The sequence below is a fragment of the Ornithinimicrobium sufpigmenti genome, assembly GCF_004322775.1.
Taxonomy (GTDB): Bacteria; Actinomycetota; Actinomycetes; order Actinomycetales; family Dermatophilaceae; genus Ornithinicoccus; species Ornithinicoccus sufpigmenti.
The window spans coordinates 2088584-2107277 of sequence record NZ_CP036403.1 but is presented as its reverse complement, the minus strand read 5'-3'; the positions used below and the strand labels follow the sequence as shown (position 1 = coordinate 2107277).

The following is an 18694-nucleotide window of genomic DNA, read 5'->3' as shown; positions in this document are numbered from 1 at the left end:
ACGCGAGAATAGGGACATGCCTCGCCGAGTGCCGTTCCCGCTCCAGGACCAAGTCCCGCCGGCCCTGCGTGATGTGCTTCTGGACTTCCACTGGGACGCAGAGTCGCTGCACGCGCTCGACCTGCCCGTGCGCTTCGTTGCGACCTCCGAGCTGACGTGGCACCTGAACCTGCCGTTCTGGTCAGCGGACGGATCGCCCTTCCAGATTTCGCCCAACGAGGTCGCGTCAGACCCCGCGAAGCACCCGCAGCAGTGGCACCGCACCCACGCCGCAGACCTCCGCCACCCGCTCGACGCCTACCTACGCGGAGACGGCCGGGTCGTCATCCTCGACGGCATCCACCGGCTCCTCAAGGCATTTCTCCTCCAACGGCCGCACATGGACGTGCGGATCCTGCCACCTGATCGGTTCGATGCCATCGCGGTGGCCCGACTGCCGACATGACCGGCAAGCCCCCCTCACGCCGCGCCGGAGCACTGACGACTCACGTACACGTCCCTGATGCCCGCGCGGTCTGAACGTGCGTGGGCTTCTGGCCGAGCCTAGGCGGGATGAGAGAATCGAGGGATGGATTACTCGCGTGCATTGGACGCCTTGATCCGGTGGGCGCAGGATCGCGCCGACGTTCGGGCGCTCGTGCTGACCGGATCGGCGGCCGCCGAAGCCGCGCATCCGCTCTCCGACCGAGATATTGAAGTATTCACCACGGACATCGACGCGCTTCTGACAGACGAGTCGTGGTGGAGCGACCTCGGCGACGTGCTTGTCGTCGAACGGCTCGAAGACGGCGACGGTAATCCGACCCGCTTGATCTACTACGCGGGCGGCAAGATCGACTTCACCCTACTGCCCGCCGAGCGCCTAGCCGGTCGAGGCTATGCGCGTCCGTTCCGGGTGCTGCTCGACAAGGACGGCACCGCCGCGACCGCCTCACTATCTGCGTCCTCCGCAGAGCTGCCCTCGGCGGCGGAGTTCGAAGAGTCGGTCAACTGGGCGTGGGCGGCTGCGCTGATGCAGGCCAAGGCCATTGTGCGCGACGAGCCGTGGTCAGCGAAACTGCGCGACCAAGACCTCAAGGGCGAACTGCTGCGGATGATCGAATGGGATCACCTGGTCCGGCATGGTGCGGGGCTCGATACCCGCTACCTGGGCACGCGTATGCGGCAGTGGATGGACACCGATGTCCAGCACGCGCTCGAACACTGCTGGGGCAGCTTCGACGGTGACGACTCGTCGCGGGCGCTCCTGGCGACCACCGCGCTGTACCGCACCCTCGCCGAGCGCACTGCTGCCGCGCTCGACCTCTCACACTTCGATCACGAGCGAGTCGAAGCCGAAATGCGGACGATCCTCGTGCTCCGCTCAGCCTGACCAACTCCACAAGCGCCGATGACACAGATCGGGCCACCGTCTGACAGGCGCGCCAAACGCGCCCTCGTCAGCCTGGCTATCCGGCGCGGCCCCTCCTGCCGGGTGGGAGGAGTCCTTTGCGGCGGGCGCGGGCGACCCAGCCCTGTGCGGTCGACAGCGGCACGCGGCTGAGTTCGGCCATGCGTGCGGTCGGATTCGGTTCGCCGTCGTCTACGAGGCGGGTGTGCTGGAGGGCGACGACCTCGTAGAAGTCCGGGGTGCGCTTCGGGTTCCCGAGCGGCTTCATCACATCCTCAGAACGCAGCACGCGACCGGACGGCAGGGTGATCTTGCCGCCCTCAAAACGGGTGGCTCCGGTGACGGCGAACTGGCGACGGTTGATCGCCGCCTCGATCCGAGACGTGGGCAGGTTGCGCAGCATCGGGCTCGCCACCGGATCGCCCGCCCACTCGGGCAGATACACGATGCCCGTGATCCGCACCTCGCCCTTGGGCTCCTCACCCATCACGTACTGCCGTTGCAAGCGCAGCAGCACACGGGTGGACGAGTCGACGTGCTGGATCAGGAACCAGCGCCCGGAATCATTGTTGTTGTGGTGGCCTGACTGGAGCCTGCGATCCAGTCCCGGCGCGGGATCGACCCACTGCTCGTACTTGAGCGCCGCGTCGAGCTGGGCGCTGTCCTGGTCGGGGTCGATCGGCGAAGCATCGGGCATCTGCCAGCCCGCCGGCAAGTCCTCCGGCACCAGCAGCGGCACGCTCTCCAACTCCTCGACCATGTTCCCGATCCTACCTCACCTCATGCAATGGCCGCTACGCCATATGTGTGCTACTCTTGAACTCACGTATCTGCCATGACGTGAGATAGAGATGAGTGACCGGCCCCGACGCAGAACCGACGAGTCGCCGCGACGCGCGGCGCGGGGCAGGCGTGCGCGCGGAACGAGCACGGGGAACGATGAGCCGCAGTTACGGTTGCAGGCGGTGCGGCGGGCGGAGCCGGACGTGGGCAAGTTGGTGGAGTGGGTGTTGAACATCACCCAGGCCCGCTACGACACGCACCTGGCCGGGGAGCCCGACCCCTACGACCTCCCGGCACCCGACGGACTCGGGCCGGTGTCAGATGTACGAGGCAGAGTAGAGGAAGAACCCGCGCACCAACGAAGGAGCACCGCATGAGCACCACCACGGCTCCCACCCTCGCCCCGGTAGGCGTCACCGACAATCACGCGGGCGATAAGCCGGTGCTGCTGGCCGTGTCCTACCTGCGCGTCTCCACCAGGGAGCAGGCCGAGCGCGGCGGCACCGACGAGGGGTTCTCGATCCCCGCCCAGCGCGAGGCCAATCAGCGCAAGGCCGACGAACTCGGCGCACGCATCGTGCGCGAGTTCGTCGACGCGGGCGAGTCGGCCAGGTCTGCGGATCGGGATGGGTTGCAGGAGATGTTGGCGTTCATCGCCGCGACGCGCGTCACGTTCTGCATCGTGCATAAGCTCGACCGGCTCGCTCGTAACCGCGCCGACGATGTGAAGATTCACGAGGCCCTCATCAGCGCCGGTGTCACGCTCGTGTCGGCGACCGAGTCCATCGACCAGACGCCCTCGGGGATGCTGGTGCACGGCATCATGTCTTCCATTGCGGAGTTCTACTCCCGGAACCTCGCCACGGAAGTGTCCAAGGGCTTGTCGCAGAAGATCGCTCAGGGCGGCACCCCGATGCGTGCACCCATCGGCTACCTCAACGTCCGCAAGACGGACGACAACGGCCGCGAGGTTCGCACAGTCGAGGTCGATCCGGCACGTGCCCCGCTCATCACCTGGGCGTTCGAGCAGTACGCCGAGGGCGAGACCTCCGTGACCGGGCTGCTGCGCGACCTCACCGCACGCGGACTGGTCACGGTGCCGACACCGAAGCGCCCGTCGAAGCCGTTGGGGAAGAACACGCTCTACAAGCTGCTGACGAACCCGTACTACGCGGGCGTGATCCGGTACAAGGGTGCTCTGTATCCCGGTGCGCACGAATCCATCGTGGAACCGGCCCTGTTCGATCAGGTGCAGTCGCTCTTGCGGGCGCGGACGGCGAAGCAGACCCGGCACGTCCAGCACGCGCATCACCTGAAAGGCCTGCTGCACTGCGGCACCTGCGGGTCGCGGATGCTGCTCGACTTCGCCACCAACCCGAGGGGCACCACGTACGCCTACTTCGTCTGCTCCGGCCGCGCCGCCAAGAAAACCGGCTGCACGAGGCGGGCGGTGCCGGTCGCGGTCGCTGAACGTCTCGTCGCGGATTCCTACGCCTCGATCACGATCAGCGATGCCACCTACCGCGACCTCGCCAAGCGGGTGGATGCGGCGTTCGACAAGCGCATGGCAGGCCGCGACCAAGAGATCGCCGACCTCATGGCGAACCGAGCCAAGCTCGAAGCCGAGAGCGACAAACTGCTGGCCGCGCACTTCGCCGACGCCATCGACCTCCCGACCCTCAAGCGGCACCAAGACCGCATCCGGGCGGGCCTGGCCGACGTGAACCAGAAACTCGCCGAGCACGACGAGCACCACACCGGCGGGCGGGCGTTCCTGCACGACTCGCTACGGCTGCTCACCGACGCCCACCGCGCCTACGCCCGTTCAGGAGATGCTGACCGGCGCTTGGCGAACCAGGCGTTCTACACCCGCCTCGACATCACCGATGACGAGCAACTACGTCCGCGACTGGCCGAGCCGTTCGCCACCATCATCCGCGAGACGAAGACGGACGACGACGGAGAGGAACCCTTACGGGAACACAACGACTCTTCGCATGTCGCGTGTTCCCGTAAGAACACTTGGGTGGACGTGAAGGGACTCGAACCCCTGACCTCTCGCGTGTGAAGCGAACGCTCTAACCAACTGAGCTACACGTCCGTGCGCTGCGCGCGAGGCACTACTTTACGTGGCGCCGGGGGCAGATCCTAATCCGGGGACGCGCGTGTCGCCACCTGCGGTGCCACTCGTCCGAGCACCCGCTCCGCGCCATACCAGGGGCTCACGGGTTCGGCTCCTGCGTGGAGCGGCGCGCGAACAGCTCCTGCGCGCGGCGCCCGAGCGGCCCGTGCGGCAGGTCGCGGGGCTGCAGCTCCGGCACCTCCAGGCGCACGCCGTTGAGCAGGGTGACGGGCGGCACGACGTCGACGTGGGTGACCGCGGCGACGTCCCGGGTGCTGCTGGTGATCCACACCTCGTCGGCCTCGGCTAGGACCGACAGCGGCAGCTGCTCCTCGACGACCTCGACCCCGTCCTCGCGCAGCCACTCGAGGGTCAGCGCGCGGGTGATGCCGGCCAGCGGTCCGGACTCCAGCGACGGGGTGCGCACCACGCCGTCGACCACGACGAAGACGTTGCTGCCCGTGCCCTCGCAGAGCATCCCCGAGGTGTTGGCCAGCAGCGCCTCGGTGTGCCCGCGACCCTTGGCCGCGGCCAGCGCCACGACGTTGTCGGCGTAGGAGGTCGACTTCACCCCGGTCAGGGCGCTGCGCTCGTTGCGGGTCCAGGGCACCACCGCCACGGTCGTGGTCGGGCCGGGCTGCTCGACCTCCATCGCCGAGACCACGTAGGTGGCGGCGCCGGCGAGCCGGTCGCTGCCCAGCGGCCCGACGCCGGCGGTGACGGTGCAGCGCAGCCGGCCGAACCTCATACCCCCCATGTCCAGCACCGCCCGGATGCCCTCGTTCATGCGGTCCCGGTCCAGCGGGGCCAGGCCGATCCCGGCGAGCGAGCGGTCCATGCGGTCATGGTGCCGGTCCAGGGCGAACGGCACGCCGTCGACGACCTTGGCCGTCTCGAAGACACCGTCGCCGACCGTCACACCGTGGTCGAGGGCGCCCACCCCGACGCCGCCGGCCGACGCCTCGGCCGCACCACCCAGCCGGCCGTCGACCCAGACCCGCACCCCCTCCAGCTCGGGCAGGGACACGGGCGCGGGTGGCACGGTGCTCATCAGGCCAGGGTAGGGGCTGGATAGTCTGGACACCGTGACCCGCACCTTGTATGTCGCGTCCGCCGAGTCCGTCTCGGGCAAGTCCGCCATCGCCGTGGGACTCCTCGCCGAGCTCTGCGCCCGCGGGGGCCGGGTGGGGGTGTTCCGGCCCATCGTGCAGGCCGGCGGGCACGACACGCTGGCCGAGCTGCTGCACCCGCTGTCCACCTCCCAGGTCTCGGTCGACCGGGCGGTCGGCGTCACCTACGACGAGGTCAACCTGCGCACCGAGTCCGCGATCAGCACGGTCGTGGAGCGCTTCCACGCGTTCGCCGCCGAGCACGACACCGTGCTCGTGATCGGCTCCGACTACACCGGTGTCCCCGCGCCCGCGGAGTTCTCCACCAACGCCGCCATCGCCGCGCACCTGGGCGCGGCCATGGTCCTCATCGTGCCGGCTGTGGGACGGGAGATCGAGGAGAGCGTGACCGCTGCGCTGGTCAGCCTGCACGAGGCGCAGGCGCGGCACGCCGAGGTGGCCGCGGTGATCGCCAACCGGGTCCCCGCGGACCAGGTGGAGGCGATGCAGGAGGAGCTCCAGGCCCGGCTGCGCCAGGACGCCGAGACGCAGGGCGGTGGCGTCGTGGCGCCGCTGGCCTTCACCCTGCCGGCCGACGACACCCTCGCCGCCCCGACCGTGCGCGACCTCATGACAGCTGCCGGCGGCACGCTGCTCGCCGGCGACGAGGCGCTGCTGGATCGCGAGACGTCGGGGCTGCTGGTGGCGGGGATGACCACGCCGCACGTGCTCGACCGGCTCCGGGAGGGCAACGTCCTCATCTGCCCCGGTGACCGCGAGGAGGTGCTCATCGCCGCGATCCTCGCCCACAGCGCCTCCACCTTCCCTTCCCTGTCCGGCATCGTCCTCAACGGCGGCTTCCTGCCCAGCCAGCAGGTCACCCGGCTGGTGGAGGGCATCAGTGTCGAGCTGCCGATCATCACCTGTGAGCTGGGCACCATGAACGCCGCCATGACGATGTATGCCGTGCGCGGCCGGATCACCCCGCACTCCACCCGGAAGATCGAGCGGGCGAGGGCTCTGGTGCACAACCACCTCGACCTGGACGCCCTCGTGCCGGCGGCCGCGGACAATGCTGCCCCCACCACCAGCAACGGCCACCGCGTCGTGACGCCGCTGATGTTCGAGCACCAGCTGGTCGCCCGCGCCCGCTCTGCCGATGCGCACATCGTGCTGCCCGAGGGCGCGGAGGACCGGATCCTGCGGGCCGCCGACACCCTCCTGGCCCGCAAGGTCGCCCGACTGACCCTGCTCGGCGACGAGGGGCAGATCCGCGAGCGCGCCACCACCCTCGGCCTGCACCTGGACGCGGCGCAGGTCGTCGACCCCGAGTCGAGCCCGTTGCGCGAGGACTTCGCGACGGCATACGCCGAGCTGCGCGCGCACAAGGGGGTCACCCCGGAGCACGCCTACGAGGTGGTGGCCGACCCTGCCTACTTCGGCACCCTCATGGTGCGCGCGGGCGAGGCCGACGGCATGGTCTCGGGCTCGATCACCACGACCGCGCACACCATCCGGCCGGCGCTGGAGGTGATCCGCACCTCCCCCGGCGTCTCGGTCGTCAGCAGCGTCTTCTTCATGGGGCTGGCCGACCGGGTGCTCGTCTACGGCGACTGCGCCATCAACCCCGACCCGACCGCCGAGCAGCTGGCGGACATCGCGGTCTCCTCCGCCCGCACGGCCGCCCAGTTCGGCGTCGAGCCCCGGGTGGCGATGCTCAGCTACTCCACCGGCGGGTCCGGCTCCGGCGCCGACGTGGAGAAGGTGCGGGCCGCCACCGAGCTGGTCCGCGAGCGTGCGCCTCACCTCCTGGTGGAGGGGCCGATCCAGTACGACGCGGCCGTCGACCCCGCGGTCGCGGCGACCAAGCTGAAGGACTCCCCCGTCGCCGGCCGCGCCACCGTGCTGATCTTCCCCGACCTCAACACGGGCAACAACACCTACAAGGCGGTCCAGCGCAGCGCTTCCGCCGTCGCCATCGGCCCCGTCCTGCAGGGACTCAACGCCCCGGTCAACGACCTGTCCCGCGGCGCCACCGTCCGCGACATCATCAACACGGTGGCCATCACCGGCATCCAGGCCAAGGGGTGAACGTGCGCGCCGTCCTCGTCATCAACGCCGGCTCCTCGTCGGTGAAGTACCAGCTGCTCGACCCCGAGACCGGGGCGTCGCACGCCAAGGGCCTGATCGAGCGCATCGGGTTATCCACGGGTGCCCTGCACCATACGGTCGACGGGGTCCGGCACGACCGCGAGCTCCCGGTGCCCGACCACGAGGCCGCCATGCACCTGCTGACCGGTGCCTTCGCCGAGCACGGTCCCGACCTCGCGCAGGTCGACCTGGTCGCGGTCGGCCACCGCGTCGTCCACGGCGGCGCCGACTTCGCCGACCCCGTCGAGGTCACGCCCGCGGTGCTGGCCACCATCAAGCGTCTGGTGCCGCTCGCGCCGCTGCACAACCCCGGCAACCTGGACGGCATCACCGCGGCGCAGGAGGCCTTCCCCGACGTGCCGCAGGTCGCCGTCTTCGACACCGCCTTCCACCAGACCATGCCGGAGGCGGCCGCCACCTACGCCGTACCCAAGGTATGGCGTGCACAGCACCGGGTGCGCCGCTACGGCTTCCACGGCACCTCGCACGCCTACGTCTCCCGGCGCGTGGCCGAGCTGCTCGGCCGTCCCGTCGAGGAGCTGCGCACGGTGGTGCTGCACCTCGGCAACGGCGCGAGCGCCACCGCCGTCGAGGGCGGCCGGTCGGTCGACACCTCGATGGGGCTGACCCCGCTGGAGGGTCTGGTCATGGGCACCCGTGGCGGCGACCTCGACCCCGGCCTGGCCGGGCACCTGGCCCGCGTGGCGAACATGTCGATGGAGGACTACGACCGGGCGCTGTCGAAGGAGTCGGGTCTGCTCGGCCTGACCGGTTCTGCGGACATGCGCGAGGTGATGGCCCGCCGCGACGAGGGCGACCCTGACGCCGAGCTGGCCTTCGAGGTCGTCGTGCACCGGCTGCTGCGGTACGTCGGCGGCTTCACCGCCGTCCTCGGCGGGCTCGACGCCCTAGTGTTCACCGCCGGCATCGGGGAGAACGTCGCCCCGCTCCGCGCCGCCGTCGTGGACCGCCTGACCTTCCTCGGTGCCGAGCTGGACCCGGCCGCGAACGACGCCACCGTGGGCGGTGCCGAGGGCCGGATCACCACCGCCGACAGCCGCGTCCAGGTCTGGGTGGTGCCGACCGACGAGGAGCTGGAGATCGCCCGCCAGGCCGCTGCCGTGGTCGCAGACCAACAGAACACGTCATAGGCCCCCACAGAACCCGGCAAAGTGCTCGACAGAACACGTCACAAGGCGCGACCGAACACGGCAAAGCGCTCGACCGAACACGCCATAGGGCTCGACCGAACACGCCATAGGGCTCGACCGAACACGTGCGGCCGCCGGCCGTGTTCGGTCGAGCCTTTTCACGTGTCCTGTGAGCCCTTCGGGGCGCCGGGTCAGGTCGTCCCGCGTGTCCGGTCGGGTCTTTTCGCGTGCTCGGTGGGGCCTTTTCGCGTGTCCAGTGGGGTCTTCTCACGTGTTCTGTCGGGATGATGCAGGAGCTGCCCCCCGGTCAGGCCCCCCGCGGTCGGGTCTCGGTCACTCGACCGGCCGGGCGGGACGGGTCCGCCACGAGGAACCGAGGTGGCTTCAGCCGGGCCTCGACGAAGGCTGAGTGCACCGCCTCGGCGACCTGGTCCAGCTCCGTCCTGCGCACCAGCGCGATCGCCGAGCCGCCGAAGCCGCCGCCGGTCATCCGCGCCCCTGCAGCCCCCGCGGCCAGAGCGGCCTCCACGGCGACGTCCAGCTCGCGGCAGGTGACCTCGTAGTCCTCCCGCAGCGAGACGTGGGAAGCGGTCATCACCGCTCCCACCCGCTCGACGTCTCGAGCGTCCAGGGCGGCCAGCAGGTCCACCACCCGCTGGTTCTCGCTCACCACGTGCCTGACCCGGGACAGCCCGTCCGGGACCGCCTCCAGGGCGGCGAGCACCTGGGGCTCGTCGAGCCGGGCCGCCTGCAGCTCCCGCAGCGATCCCAGCCCGAGCGCTGCGGCGGCCGCCTCGCAGGTATGCCGTCGCGCGGCATACTGCCCGTCCGCCAGTGAGTGGTGGGCACGGGTGTCGATGACGAGCACCCGGTGGTCCGGCAGCGTCCAGGGCACGGGCGTGAGCGAGCCGTCGGCGGAGTCGATGAGGAGCAGGTGCTCGTCCCGGGCCCGGACCGAGACGGTCTGGTCCATGCCGCCCGTGGCGGCGCCGGCGAAGTCGTTCTCCGCGCGGATGCAGGCGGCGACGAGGTCGGCGTCGTCGAGGTCGCCCAACGCAGGGACCAGATCTCGCAGCGCCACCGCGACCGAGCAGGACAGCGCCGCCGACGACGACAGCCCGGCACCGAGCGGCACCCGCCCGTCGATGAGCACGTCGGCTCCCCACTCGACGGCGCCCAGCACGTCAGCGTCCAGCTCACCGCCTCCCGCCCCGCTCGGCCGGTCCCCCGTCACCTCCAGCCCCTCAGCCAGCGCGGCGAAGACCCCGGCCACGTACGCCGGCCAGCCCGCAGGGGACCCCGGCCGGACCTCGTCGACCCGGCCCTCCCAGCCGACCCCACCCTTCTGCACCGACGCGATCCGCAGCATCCCGTCGGTGCGTCGACGGACGGCGGCATAGGTGCGGTGCGGCAGGGCGAACGGCAGGCTGAGGCCGGCGTTGTAGTCGGTGTGCTCGCCGATGAGGTTGACCCGGCCCGGGGCCATCCAGACCCCGTCGGGCGCGTGACCGAAGAGTGCCCGGGCCGCCTCCTCCAGCTGCGCCGCCACAGTCCCATCGTCCGCCGGCGGCAGCCAGGCCAGGTCCGGGGCCGCCTGCCGAGTCATCCGTCCACCCTCCGGACCCGCCACAGCTGGCTGTGCTCGGGCAGCATCGGCTGGACCGGCAGCCCCACCTCGGCCAGTACGCGACCAGGCAGCACGACCCCGTCGACCGCCCAGGGGACGACCCCGCGGCCCGCGACGAGCGGCTCCTGACCGGGCCGCAGCAGCTCCACGCAGTAGCGCATCGCGGGGTCCAGCCCCGGCAGCCGCACCCGGTCCGGACCGGTGGTGCTGGATCGGCGTACCGAGACGACGTGGAAGAGTGCCTCGGAGGCGTCCTGGGCCACCACGCCGTGCGTCCAGGTCGCGTCGTCGTGGTGGTCACCGTTGACGACGACGCCGGAGTGCAGCAGCTGACGGTGCTCCTGGTGCAGACGCACCCACGCGGCCACCTGCTCCAGCTCCTCCTCGCTGCACGACGTCAGGTCCCACTCGATCCCCATGTGGCCCCACAGCGCGGTCGCCGCCCGGAAGTCGAGGTCGTGGCGGCGTCCCGTCGTGTGCGACCGGCCCGAGGCGATGTGCGTGCCGACCAGCTCCGGCGGCACCAGCAGGAAGGTGCCGCGCTGGATCTGCTGACGCTCCAGCGGGTCGATGCAGTCCGAGGCCCAGACCCGCACGGTGCGCTCCAGCACCCCCAGGTCGACCCGCCCTCCGCCGCCCGCGCACGACTCGATCTCCAGACCCGGTGCGGCGGAGCGCAGCTCGTCCATCAGCCGGTACGCCGCCAGGGTGTGCTCCCGCACTCCCGGGGTCCCGTCCGGCGTGTGGCCGGCGTCGTTGAGGTAGCGGTTGTGGTCCCACTTCAGGTAGGCGATGTCGTAGTCCCGCAGCAGCCGCAGCAGCTGGTCGCGGACGTGCGCATAGGCGCCGGGGTGGCCCAGATCCAGCACGTGCTGCTGGCGCGACTCCACACCGACCCGGCCCCCGGCGGAGAACAGCCACTCCGGGTGCGCCCGGGCCAGGTCGGAGTCCAGGGACACCATCTCCGGCTCCACCCACAGCCCGAACTCCATCCCGCGCGCGTGCACGTGCTCGACCAGCGGTCCCAGGCCCTCCGGCCACACGTCAGGGGAGACCACCCAGTCCCCCAGGCTGCTCGTGTCGTCGCGTCGCCCCCCGAACCAGCCGTCATCGAGGACGAACCGCTCGGCACCCACCCTCGCAGCCCGGTCGACCAGCTCCTTCAGCCGCGGCAGCGAATGGTCGAAGTAGGTCGCCTCCCAGTTGTTCAGGGTGACCGGCCGCGGCCTGGCCGGGTGGTGCGGCTGGGCGCGCTGGAAGGCGTGGAATCGGGCAGCCACCTCGTCCAGCCCGGTGCCGTGGGCGGCATACATCCACGGGGTGGTGAGGCTCTCCCCCGCACCCAGCACGACCTCGCCGTGCTCGAGGAGCTCACCGGCACCCAGCAGCCGCGCCCCGTTGTAGTGGCGTTCGGCGTAGCTCACCTGGTTGCCGCTCCAGCCGAGGTGCACGGCCCAGACCTGCCCGTGCCGGAAGCCGAACCCGGGATCCCCGGCGCAGAGCAGGTGCACCGCGTCCAGGCCCGTCCGGCCCGTGCGCACCTCACGGCTGTGCACGCCCGCGCTGAACGGCTGGCGCTGCGGGATCCGCTCCATCGTGTGCCGTCCGGTGAAGTCGAGCAGCTCACCGGCCCGCTCGGGCACCGGCAGGGTCAGCCGGACCCGGCCCACCGCATACCCCTCCGACCCGTCGTTGCTGAGGGTGAGCCGTTGCCGCAGCAGCCCACCGTCGTGCAGCTCCAGCTCGTGCACGACGGACAGGTATGCCGTGCCGTCCGCCGCCCGCGTCACCACCCCCTGGTGGTGTGTCCCGTCGTGGCGCTCGGGGCCGGTGGTCGTGCGGAAGGCGGGCGACCAGTCCCGGCCCCGGCGGGAACCCTCCACGCCGGGCCGCCCGATCCAGGCTCGGGCGTGCTCGGGCAGCACGGTGACCTGGTCGGCGACGTCGAACGGGCTGTCGCCGTGGGCCACGCGGGCCGCGAGCGCGACGGCCTGCAGGTCCCCCTCCGAGAGGACGCCGAGGTCGGCGCCCCAGTGCCGGACGACGGGCAGCAGGTCGTCGGCGTGCTCCAGCAGGACCGACACCCCCCCGGAGCGCAGGTGGGTCAGGGTGGGCGGAGGGCCGGCGTGGACGGTGGTGCTCACCGCCCCACTCTGGCAGGTCGACGGCTTGTTCACGCAGTCGTCACCACGTCGCCACGTCCCAGTGTCGGCGCGGGTGTCCGTGCGGTGTCTACGGTGGTGGGGTGGCCAAGGAACTGGAGTTCATCCGGGGCGTGGACAAGCTGCACGCCTTCTACACCGAGCACGTGCGGATGCTGGCTCACGCGTACGGGTTGAGCGACGAGGAGGCCGCGATGGTCCTGGACCGGTTCGACTTCAAGAACGTCGCCCGCAGCATCCTGCGTCCGCCGCGCGTCGACCTCTTCGAGCCGCCGCCGGAGCTCTGAAGGACGAGCTCTCGTGGGACCGGGTCAACCGCGCGGGTGCTCGTGGGGTGGCGCCGGGTGGTGCTCGCTCGGGGGCAGCCGCTTGCCGGGCAGCGGTCAGGCCGCCGCCTCCACGCGGGCCCAGAGACCGTCCTTGCCGCGATGCACCAGCCCCGCGCGCTCGGCCGCCATGAGCGCGGGCATCGCAGACAACCTCGTGCCCCAGCGCTCCTCGAAACGGTTGGCCGCCCTGGCGAGGGTGTCCAGCTCGAGCGGGGTCACGTCGGCCAGGCTCCGGGGACGCCGCAGCGCCGGGACCCCGACCAGCCTGGCGAGGTGTCCGCCGGCCTCGTGCAACCGGGACGCGAAGTCGAGATCGTGGTCGTTGCTGTTCAGCTCCGGCCCGACCATGCCGCCGATCGCCCCCAGGTCCAGGGCGGTGATGCCGAAAGACGCGGCTCGGAAGCGTTCCACCTGCCGCTGGGGGATCACCTCGCCCGCGGGCAGGCCGACGGTCGCGAGCTCCTCGGCGACCAGCTGGTCAAGGCGTGACCACTGGAAGCCTGCTGCGGGCCGCGGGCCGGGGTCGATCAGGCTCCCGCAGAGCACCCGGGGACCGTCCCCGTACGGCCGAGCCAGGGCATCGGCATACCGCTCGACGAGGTGCAGGGACGGCAGCGCGTCGGCGTCGAGGAAGATCAGCAGCTCTGCCCCGGCCTCGATCGCCATCCGGGCCCCGGTGTCGCGAGCCATCACCCGGCGGGCACGCTGCGGGCCGGGTGGCATCGCCCGCACGACGGTCTTCCAGCGGTCATGGTGGAGCGGCACCCGGCCGCGGGTGAGGTCGCGGTCGCCCATCGAGATGATGACGTGCAGGTCGGGGGGCACCGCCGAGCGGGCCAGGCCACCGATCTGGTCCAGGTGGGCGTCGTGCTGCCGGTAGCCAGCAGTGATCACCGCGACGACCGGGCGGTCCACGGCGGGAGGTTGGGGCAGGGCGGTCACGACACCTGCTGACGAAGGATCTGGGCTCGCTCCTGCTCGTCCAGGCCGCCCCAGATGCCGTACGGCTCGGGCTGTGCCAGTGCGTAGTCCCGGCACAGCGCCATCACCGGACAGGTGGCGCAGACGGCCTTGGCCTTGGCCGTGCGCATCGCTCGGGACGGTCCGCGCTCATGGTCGGAGTGGAAGAAGAGCTCGGCGTTGCGGTCTCGGCAGGCGGCCCGCTGCCACCACTCTCCAAGGCCCCCGGTGCTCTGCGGGTAGGAGCCGGCGACCTGCAGGGGGGAACCTGCGGAAAGGTCGGGCGTCGATGTGCGCTTGAGGGTGCTTGGTGCGGTCATCGTCAATCTCCCTGCCTCAAGGAGACCGGACCACCCACGTGGGGGCGATCCGTCTTCCTCGACGTCTCGTCCCACTGGCTGGAGACATGCCCACCATAGCCCTGAGCAGCGCTTCTGTGCACCCACCCCATCGGGGGTGGTGTCCCCATCACCTTGCGGCGCCCTCCGGATCGCCCCCCCCAGGGTCCCGGTGAGAGGCCGCGGCGCCTGGCGTGCCGAGCTGCTCGACCCGCTGTCCGCTCATCTCCCCAGGCGGACCCGACACATCGCTAGGCAGACAACACGCTTCCGGTCACCACCAGGATGACCGGAAGCGTGTCACCACCGGGATGACCGGAAGCGTACTGAGAGAACGAGCTACAGCGGGTTCTGCCCACCGTCCTCCTGGCTCTGCTCGTTGAGGTCGACGTCGTCGGTGATGTCGGTGTTCACGTCGGGCGTGTCGGGCACGCTGTCGGCCCCGCCATGGGAGGTATCGGCGTTGAGGGCGCCCGACCCACCTTCGGAGACGGTGCCGCCCTGCTCCTCGGCGGACTCCTGGTCATGCTTCTGTTCGCTCATACCGGCACGGTATGCCGCGCGCCGACCACTCTTCCTGATGGAACGACCCGGCAGCACGGTCCCGGAGGACGCCGCCCGCACGCCCGGCGCCTGAGAACCCAGCCGAGCGGGACGAGCGTGCGCGACCTCACCCGGTGCCGGCCGTGCACGGTGGCGCGTAGTCGATCCCCGGCAGCAGGCCCTCCCACTCCTCCTGGGTGACGTCCTCGCCGACGCCGGCGCAGACCCACTCCGCGGCGGTGTCCACGTCGGTGAGCCACAATCGGGTCCGGCCGGACAACGCCCCGCCCAGCAGCACCGAACCATCCGGGGACCAGGTGACGTCCTGCAGGTTCTCCAGCCCGGCCCGCAACACCTCGGTGGCCTGCCAGCCGCCGTCGTCCTGACGGGTGTAGATCCATGCCTGCCCCGCCACGGCGGCCACGGCTAGCCGCTGCCCGTCGGGTGAAAACTTCACCGAGTTGGGGATCGAGGTCGGCCCGGTCAGTCGCTCCCCCGCCTCGGTCGGTGCCGTCGGGTCGCTGATGTCGTAGAACTGGATCTCGTTGTCCGCCGTGGAGAGCGCGAGCGTCTGCCCGTCCGCGCTGAACTCCAGGCCGTAGGCGTTCGCGCCGGGCGTGATCGTGGCCAGCGTGGTGGTGAGGTCGTCCACGTGCACGAGGTGGACTCCCCCTGCCTCGTCGGCGGCGGCCATCACGCCCGACGGACCCATGCCCACCGCGAACGCTCCCGCCGGGAGCGCCATCTCGTCGCGGACCTGCCCGCGGTCACCGTCCTCCAGGCTGACCAGCCGCACCAGCCCGGAGCGCCCGAAGCTGAGCACGCCGTCTCCGTCCGGGGTGAACGCGACGGTGATCACCGCGTCCGGGGACACCTCGACGTCGGCCACCTGCTCGGCCTCCTCACCGCCGACGTCCCACACGACCACCCGCCCCGCAGCGGTGCCCATGGCGGCATACCTGCCATCTGTGGTGATGGCCCCGGCGCCGGTCGAGACGTCGTCGCCGACCGCCAGCAAGGTATGCAGCGCCACGGGCGAGTGCGGTTCTGCCGCGTCCCAGACGGTGAGGGCACCTTCGGGAGGGCCGGTCGACGTCATGAACAGCGGCGGGTCGTGGGAGGTGCCGACCATGAAGACGTTGCCGGGGAGCGAGGGCAGGACCGAACCCTCACTCTCCCAGCTGTAGACGGTGCCGCCGAGGGTGGCGAAGGTCCACAGCCCGGCGACGACGTCGAGCTCCAGCACGGGCCTCGGTACGGGAACCACCAGGCCGGGTGTCTCGTTCACCGGGCCGGCCTCGCCGAGGCGCCAGACCGAGACCCTGCCGTCCCAGCCCGAGACGACCAGGAACTGCCCTGCGGGGTCGATGCGCACGGCGAACAGGTTGGTGTCCGAGGCGGCGATGGTCTGGGTCTCCTCCAGGCCCTCCTCGCTGACCTGCAGCCAGTGCACCCGCCCGGAGCGGCCGACGGCTGCGACGGCCGAGCCGTCTGCTGCCATGTCCAGCGCGAACAGGTCGCGCGGGGTCTGGTGCTCTCCCAGCAGCGTCAGCTCGCCATCGCTCACCTGCCACAGGAGCACGGCCCCCGATGACAGCGCCGCCCCGACGACGTCGCCGTCGGCACTTGCCGACAGCTCCTCCACCAGGGCGTCGTCGGCCACCTGCTGCGGGGAACCCAGCGCTTCCCCGTCGCCGAGGTCCGGTGCCGTGGTGGTCCCCGCAGCGTCTCGGCCCCCGCCCGTGCCGCCGGTCACGGCATACCGGTGCAGCCTGCCGTGAGAGTCCGTGACGAGCAGCAGCGAGCCGCTGTCGACGAACGCCAGCGCGGTCGGTGTGGGCGGTCGTGCCGGGTCCTCCTGCTCGGCGACGTACTCCGGGTCGGCCGCAGGCAGCTGCAGCCAGGACACGACCGGTGACGCGGGTGTGGTGAGGTCGAGGAACGCGAGCAACGGCACCCCGGAGGGGTTGTCGTCGGTGGTGAACACACCCGAGGCAGCCGCCCAGGGCAGGCGGGGGTGGGTGGCCAACCGGGACACGACCGGGCTCCCGGGTCCGTCGTCGAGGGCGGCCTGTCCGACGACCTCCCACCTCTGCCCTGTCGCGGCAGGCGTGGCCAGCACGACGCCTCCCTCGGGTCCGGAGAAGAGGACGTGCTCCCCGTCAGCCATGGTGGCGGTCCGCTCCAGCACCGCCTCCGGAGGGGACCAGGCGGTGATGACCGGGCTCGTGGTCGCGTCCAGCACCGCAGACCGCGTCTCGCGGGTCTCGGCGGTCCGGTGCGCGGCCACCGCCAGCTGCTGATACACGCCGGGGTTGGTCTCCCGCATGCTGGTGGCGGCCACCGCCATCTGCCGCCCCTGGGCCTGGTTGCGCTCCGTGCGGGCCTCGTCGTAGGAGTGGATCGCGGTCAGGCTGGCTCCGGTCGTGAGCAGGAGCAGCACGGCCATGGCGGCGATCACCGCCCGCCGGCGGCGCGACGCCAGGCGGCGGGCCTCCTCCCGGCGCGCGGCCAGCTGGTGGCTGGCCGCCAGGTAGTCCGACTGCAGCGGGGTGAGCGGCTCGTCCGCGCTCGCCGCCCACTCCGCGGCCGTCTGCAGCCGGGAGCCGCGCAGCAGGTGGTCCTCGCCGCGGCCGTGCGTGTCCCACTCGGTGGCCGCACGGTCGAGGGCCTCCCGGCGGGCCATGTCGCCCCGCCGCGCCTCGACCGCGTCGCGCAGCCGGGGCCACGCGCCGACGAGCGACTCATGGCTCAGGGTCGCATCGTCGGCGCGGACGGTCACCAGCCGACGGGCCACCAGATGACTGAGCACGTCCGAGGCGTCCTCGCCCAGGTCGGCCAGCTCCACGAGGGGCGCCAGCCGTCGGGTCCAGCCCTGCGCCGGGGCGGTCGTCACCATCCGCAGCAGCAGGGACATCGCCAGGCCCTGCTGCTCGGCCGGCAGCGTGGTGAGCGCCTGCTCGGCCGACTGCCTGATCGCCCCGGCGAAGCCGCCGGCCCTGCGGTAGTCCTCGACAGTCAGGCCCACGTGGTCGCTGGTGCTCCACATCGTGTCCAGGACGTGCGCCAGGTGCGGCAGCACCGACCCGACGGTGTCCAGGCGGGCGTCGGCCAGGATGAGGTCGACCAGGCCCGGCTCCAGCGTGAGCCCCACCTGGGCCGCCGGCCCCTCGATCGCGGCGCGCATCGCCTCCTGGTCAGGCGGCTCGACCAGCAGCTGCCGGTGCTGCAGCGCAGCGGCGAGCTGCGGCCGCGCCATCGCCTCGCCGTAGAAGTCCGCACGCAGCCCCAGCACCAGCACCCGGCCGGGCGCGCCGACGCTCCAGGCCTCCAGCTGGTCGAGCAGGTCGTCCACGCGGACCTTGAACCGGGGATCCGTCCACAGCTCCTCGAACTGGTCGACCACCAGGACCTGCCCCACCCCAGCCGGCCGGTCGTCGACGGTCCCCGCCATCTCGGCCAGCACCTGACCGATCTCCGAGGGTCGGCAGACGGCACAGGCCACGCCGGTGAGCGCGGCCTGCAGCCCGGCCCGCAGGAGCGAGGACTTGCCCGAGCCCGACGGCCCCACGACCATCACCACAGGGTGCGGCTCGGCGACGACGTCCTCGATCATCTGCAGCAGCCGCTCGACCAGCTCCTCGCGGCCGAAGAAGAGGTCGTGGTCGGCCACCTCGAAGGGCCGCAGGCCCGGGTATGGCGTGCGGCTCACCTCGACCTGCCGCCGCTGGGCGTAGAGCTTCAGCAGCCGCTCGCGCCACGCCTGGTGCTCGGCCGACGGGACCCCGCACGCGCTCAGGACCTCACGCAGCACCTCGGGCCGGTTGGCCGGCGGCAGGTGGCGCCCGGCGAAGTAGCCACCCAGGGTCGCTGTCGGAATGCCGGTGATGCGGTGCACCTGGCGGATCGAGCGACCCGCCTCGCGCCTGGCCTCGGTCAGGTCGTGGGCGAAGCGGGCGACGGTGTCACGGGCGTGCGGTCCGGTCACAGGAAACCTCCTCGCTTCTGCTGGGCCAAGCGTACGGATCA

14 protein-coding genes and 1 tRNA gene are annotated in these 18694 nt (G+C 71.5%); 6 read left to right on the top strand and 9 right to left on the bottom strand.

Annotated elements, in window-relative coordinates; translation table 11 throughout:
* Positions 1 to 28: 28 nt before the first annotated feature.
* Together ESZ52_RS09560 and ESZ52_RS09555 are read left to right on the top strand one after the other, a co-directional pair.
* Positions 29 to 445, top strand: coding sequence for a hypothetical protein (locus ESZ52_RS09560; protein ID WP_131104740.1), 417 nt, complete (start codon positions 29 to 31; stop codon positions 443 to 445).
* Positions 446 to 568: 123 nt separating this feature from the next.
* Complete coding sequence (locus ESZ52_RS09555; protein ID WP_131104739.1) at positions 569 to 1372, top strand: aminoglycoside 6-adenylyltransferase; 804 nt, start codon at positions 569 to 571, stop codon at positions 1370 to 1372.
* A gap of 76 nt (positions 1373 to 1448) precedes the next feature.
* Here the strand turns inward: ESZ52_RS09555 and ESZ52_RS09550 are convergent, their stop codons facing one another.
* On the bottom strand, positions 1449 to 2150 hold the full coding sequence (locus ESZ52_RS09550; protein ID WP_131104738.1) for a hypothetical protein: 702 nt from the start codon (positions 2148 to 2150) through the stop codon (positions 1449 to 1451).
* A 396-nt stretch (positions 2151 to 2546) separates the two neighbouring features.
* Here ESZ52_RS09550 and ESZ52_RS09545 point away from each other — a divergent pair, with 396 nt between their 5' ends.
* Positions 2547 to 4241 (top strand): recombinase family protein, encoded by a 1695-nt coding sequence (locus ESZ52_RS09545; RefSeq protein WP_131106537.1) that lies wholly within the window; start codon positions 2547 to 2549, stop codon positions 4239 to 4241.
* Here ESZ52_RS09545 and ESZ52_RS09540 read toward each other — a convergent pair.
* Both ESZ52_RS09540 and ESZ52_RS09535 read right to left on the bottom strand, forming a co-directional pair.
* Positions 4201 to 4274, bottom strand: a tRNA-Val gene (locus tag ESZ52_RS09540). The genes ESZ52_RS09545 and ESZ52_RS09540 overlap by 41 nt on opposite strands.
* A 121-nt stretch (positions 4275 to 4395) precedes the next feature.
* The gene (locus ESZ52_RS09535) at positions 4396 to 5346 is read right to left on the bottom strand and encodes an aminotransferase class IV (protein WP_131104737.1); all 951 of its coding nucleotides are present in this window, start codon (positions 5344 to 5346) and stop codon (positions 4396 to 4398) included.
* Positions 5347 to 5380: 34 nt separating this feature from the next.
* On the opposite strand from ESZ52_RS09535, the gene pta reads away from it, so the two are divergent.
* Both pta and ESZ52_RS09525 read left to right on the top strand, forming a co-directional pair.
* Positions 5381 to 7495, top strand: coding sequence for a phosphate acetyltransferase (gene pta / locus ESZ52_RS09530; RefSeq protein WP_131104736.1), 2115 nt, complete (start codon positions 5381 to 5383; stop codon positions 7493 to 7495).
* A 2-nt stretch (positions 7496 to 7497) separates the two neighbouring features.
* Complete coding sequence (locus ESZ52_RS09525; protein ID WP_131104735.1) at positions 7498 to 8706, top strand: acetate/propionate family kinase; 1209 nt, start codon at positions 7498 to 7500, stop codon at positions 8704 to 8706.
* Positions 8707 to 9013: 307 nt separating this feature from the next.
* Here the strand turns inward: ESZ52_RS09525 and galK are convergent, their stop codons facing one another.
* Complete coding sequence (galK, locus tag ESZ52_RS09520) at positions 9014 to 10312, bottom strand: galactokinase (RefSeq protein WP_131104734.1); 1299 nt, start codon at positions 10310 to 10312, stop codon at positions 9014 to 9016.
* Positions 10309 to 12477 (bottom strand): alpha-galactosidase, encoded by a 2169-nt coding sequence (locus tag ESZ52_RS09515; RefSeq protein ID WP_131104733.1) that lies wholly within the window; start codon positions 12475 to 12477, stop codon positions 10309 to 10311. Before ESZ52_RS09515 ends, galK begins: the two co-directional genes overlap by 4 nt.
* A gap of 101 nt (positions 12478 to 12578) precedes the next feature.
* Here ESZ52_RS09515 and ESZ52_RS09510 point away from each other — a divergent pair, with 101 nt between their 5' ends.
* Positions 12579 to 12782: a hypothetical protein gene (locus ESZ52_RS09510; protein WP_131104732.1), complete on the top strand. Its 204-nt coding sequence runs from the start codon at positions 12579 to 12581 to the stop codon at positions 12780 to 12782.
* A gap of 96 nt (positions 12783 to 12878) precedes the next feature.
* Here the strand turns inward: ESZ52_RS09510 and ESZ52_RS09505 are convergent, their stop codons facing one another.
* From ESZ52_RS09505 to ESZ52_RS09490, 4 genes are all read right to left on the bottom strand, one after another.
* Positions 12879 to 13766: a glycosyltransferase family 2 protein gene (locus ESZ52_RS09505; RefSeq protein ID WP_131104731.1), complete on the bottom strand. Its 888-nt coding sequence runs from the start codon at positions 13764 to 13766 to the stop codon at positions 12879 to 12881.
* The gene (locus ESZ52_RS09500) at positions 13763 to 14104 is read right to left on the bottom strand and encodes a WhiB family transcriptional regulator (RefSeq protein ID WP_131104730.1); all 342 of its coding nucleotides are present in this window, start codon (positions 14102 to 14104) and stop codon (positions 13763 to 13765) included. The genes ESZ52_RS09505 and ESZ52_RS09500 overlap by 4 nt, the downstream gene beginning before the upstream one ends.
* Positions 14105 to 14461: 357 nt before the next feature.
* Entirely contained in the window at positions 14462 to 14665 is a 204-nt protein-coding gene (locus ESZ52_RS09495) for a hypothetical protein (protein ID WP_131104729.1), read from the bottom strand.
* Between the two features lie 127 nt (positions 14666 to 14792).
* A complete protein-coding gene (locus ESZ52_RS09490) occupies positions 14793 to 18653 on the bottom strand; it encodes an nSTAND1 domain-containing NTPase (protein WP_131104728.1) in 3861 nt (1286 codons plus the stop codon).
* Between the last annotated feature and the right edge of the window lie 41 nt (positions 18654 to 18694).

Coding starts and splice junctions, on each gene's coding strand:
- ESZ52_RS09555 (WP_131104739.1), top strand. CDS start 569: ATGGATTACTCGCGTGCATTGGACGCCTTGATCCGGTGGGCGCAGGAT.
- ESZ52_RS09550 (WP_131104738.1), bottom strand. CDS start 2,150: ATGGTCGAGGAGTTGGAGAGCGTGCCGCTGCTGGTGCCGGAGGACTTG.
- ESZ52_RS09545 (WP_131106537.1), top strand. CDS start 2,547: ATGAGCACCACCACGGCTCCCACCCTCGCCCCGGTAGGCGTCACCGAC.
- ESZ52_RS09535 (WP_131104737.1), bottom strand. CDS start 5,346: ATGAGCACCGTGCCACCCGCGCCCGTGTCCCTGCCCGAGCTGGAGGGG.
- galK (WP_131104734.1), bottom strand. CDS start 10,312: ATGACTCGGCAGGCGGCCCCGGACCTGGCCTGGCTGCCGCCGGCGGAC.
- ESZ52_RS09500 (WP_131104730.1), bottom strand. CDS start 14,104: ATGACCGCACCAAGCACCCTCAAGCGCACATCGACGCCCGACCTTTCC.
- ESZ52_RS09495 (WP_131104729.1), bottom strand. CDS start 14,665: ATGAGCGAACAGAAGCATGACCAGGAGTCCGCCGAGGAGCAGGGCGGC.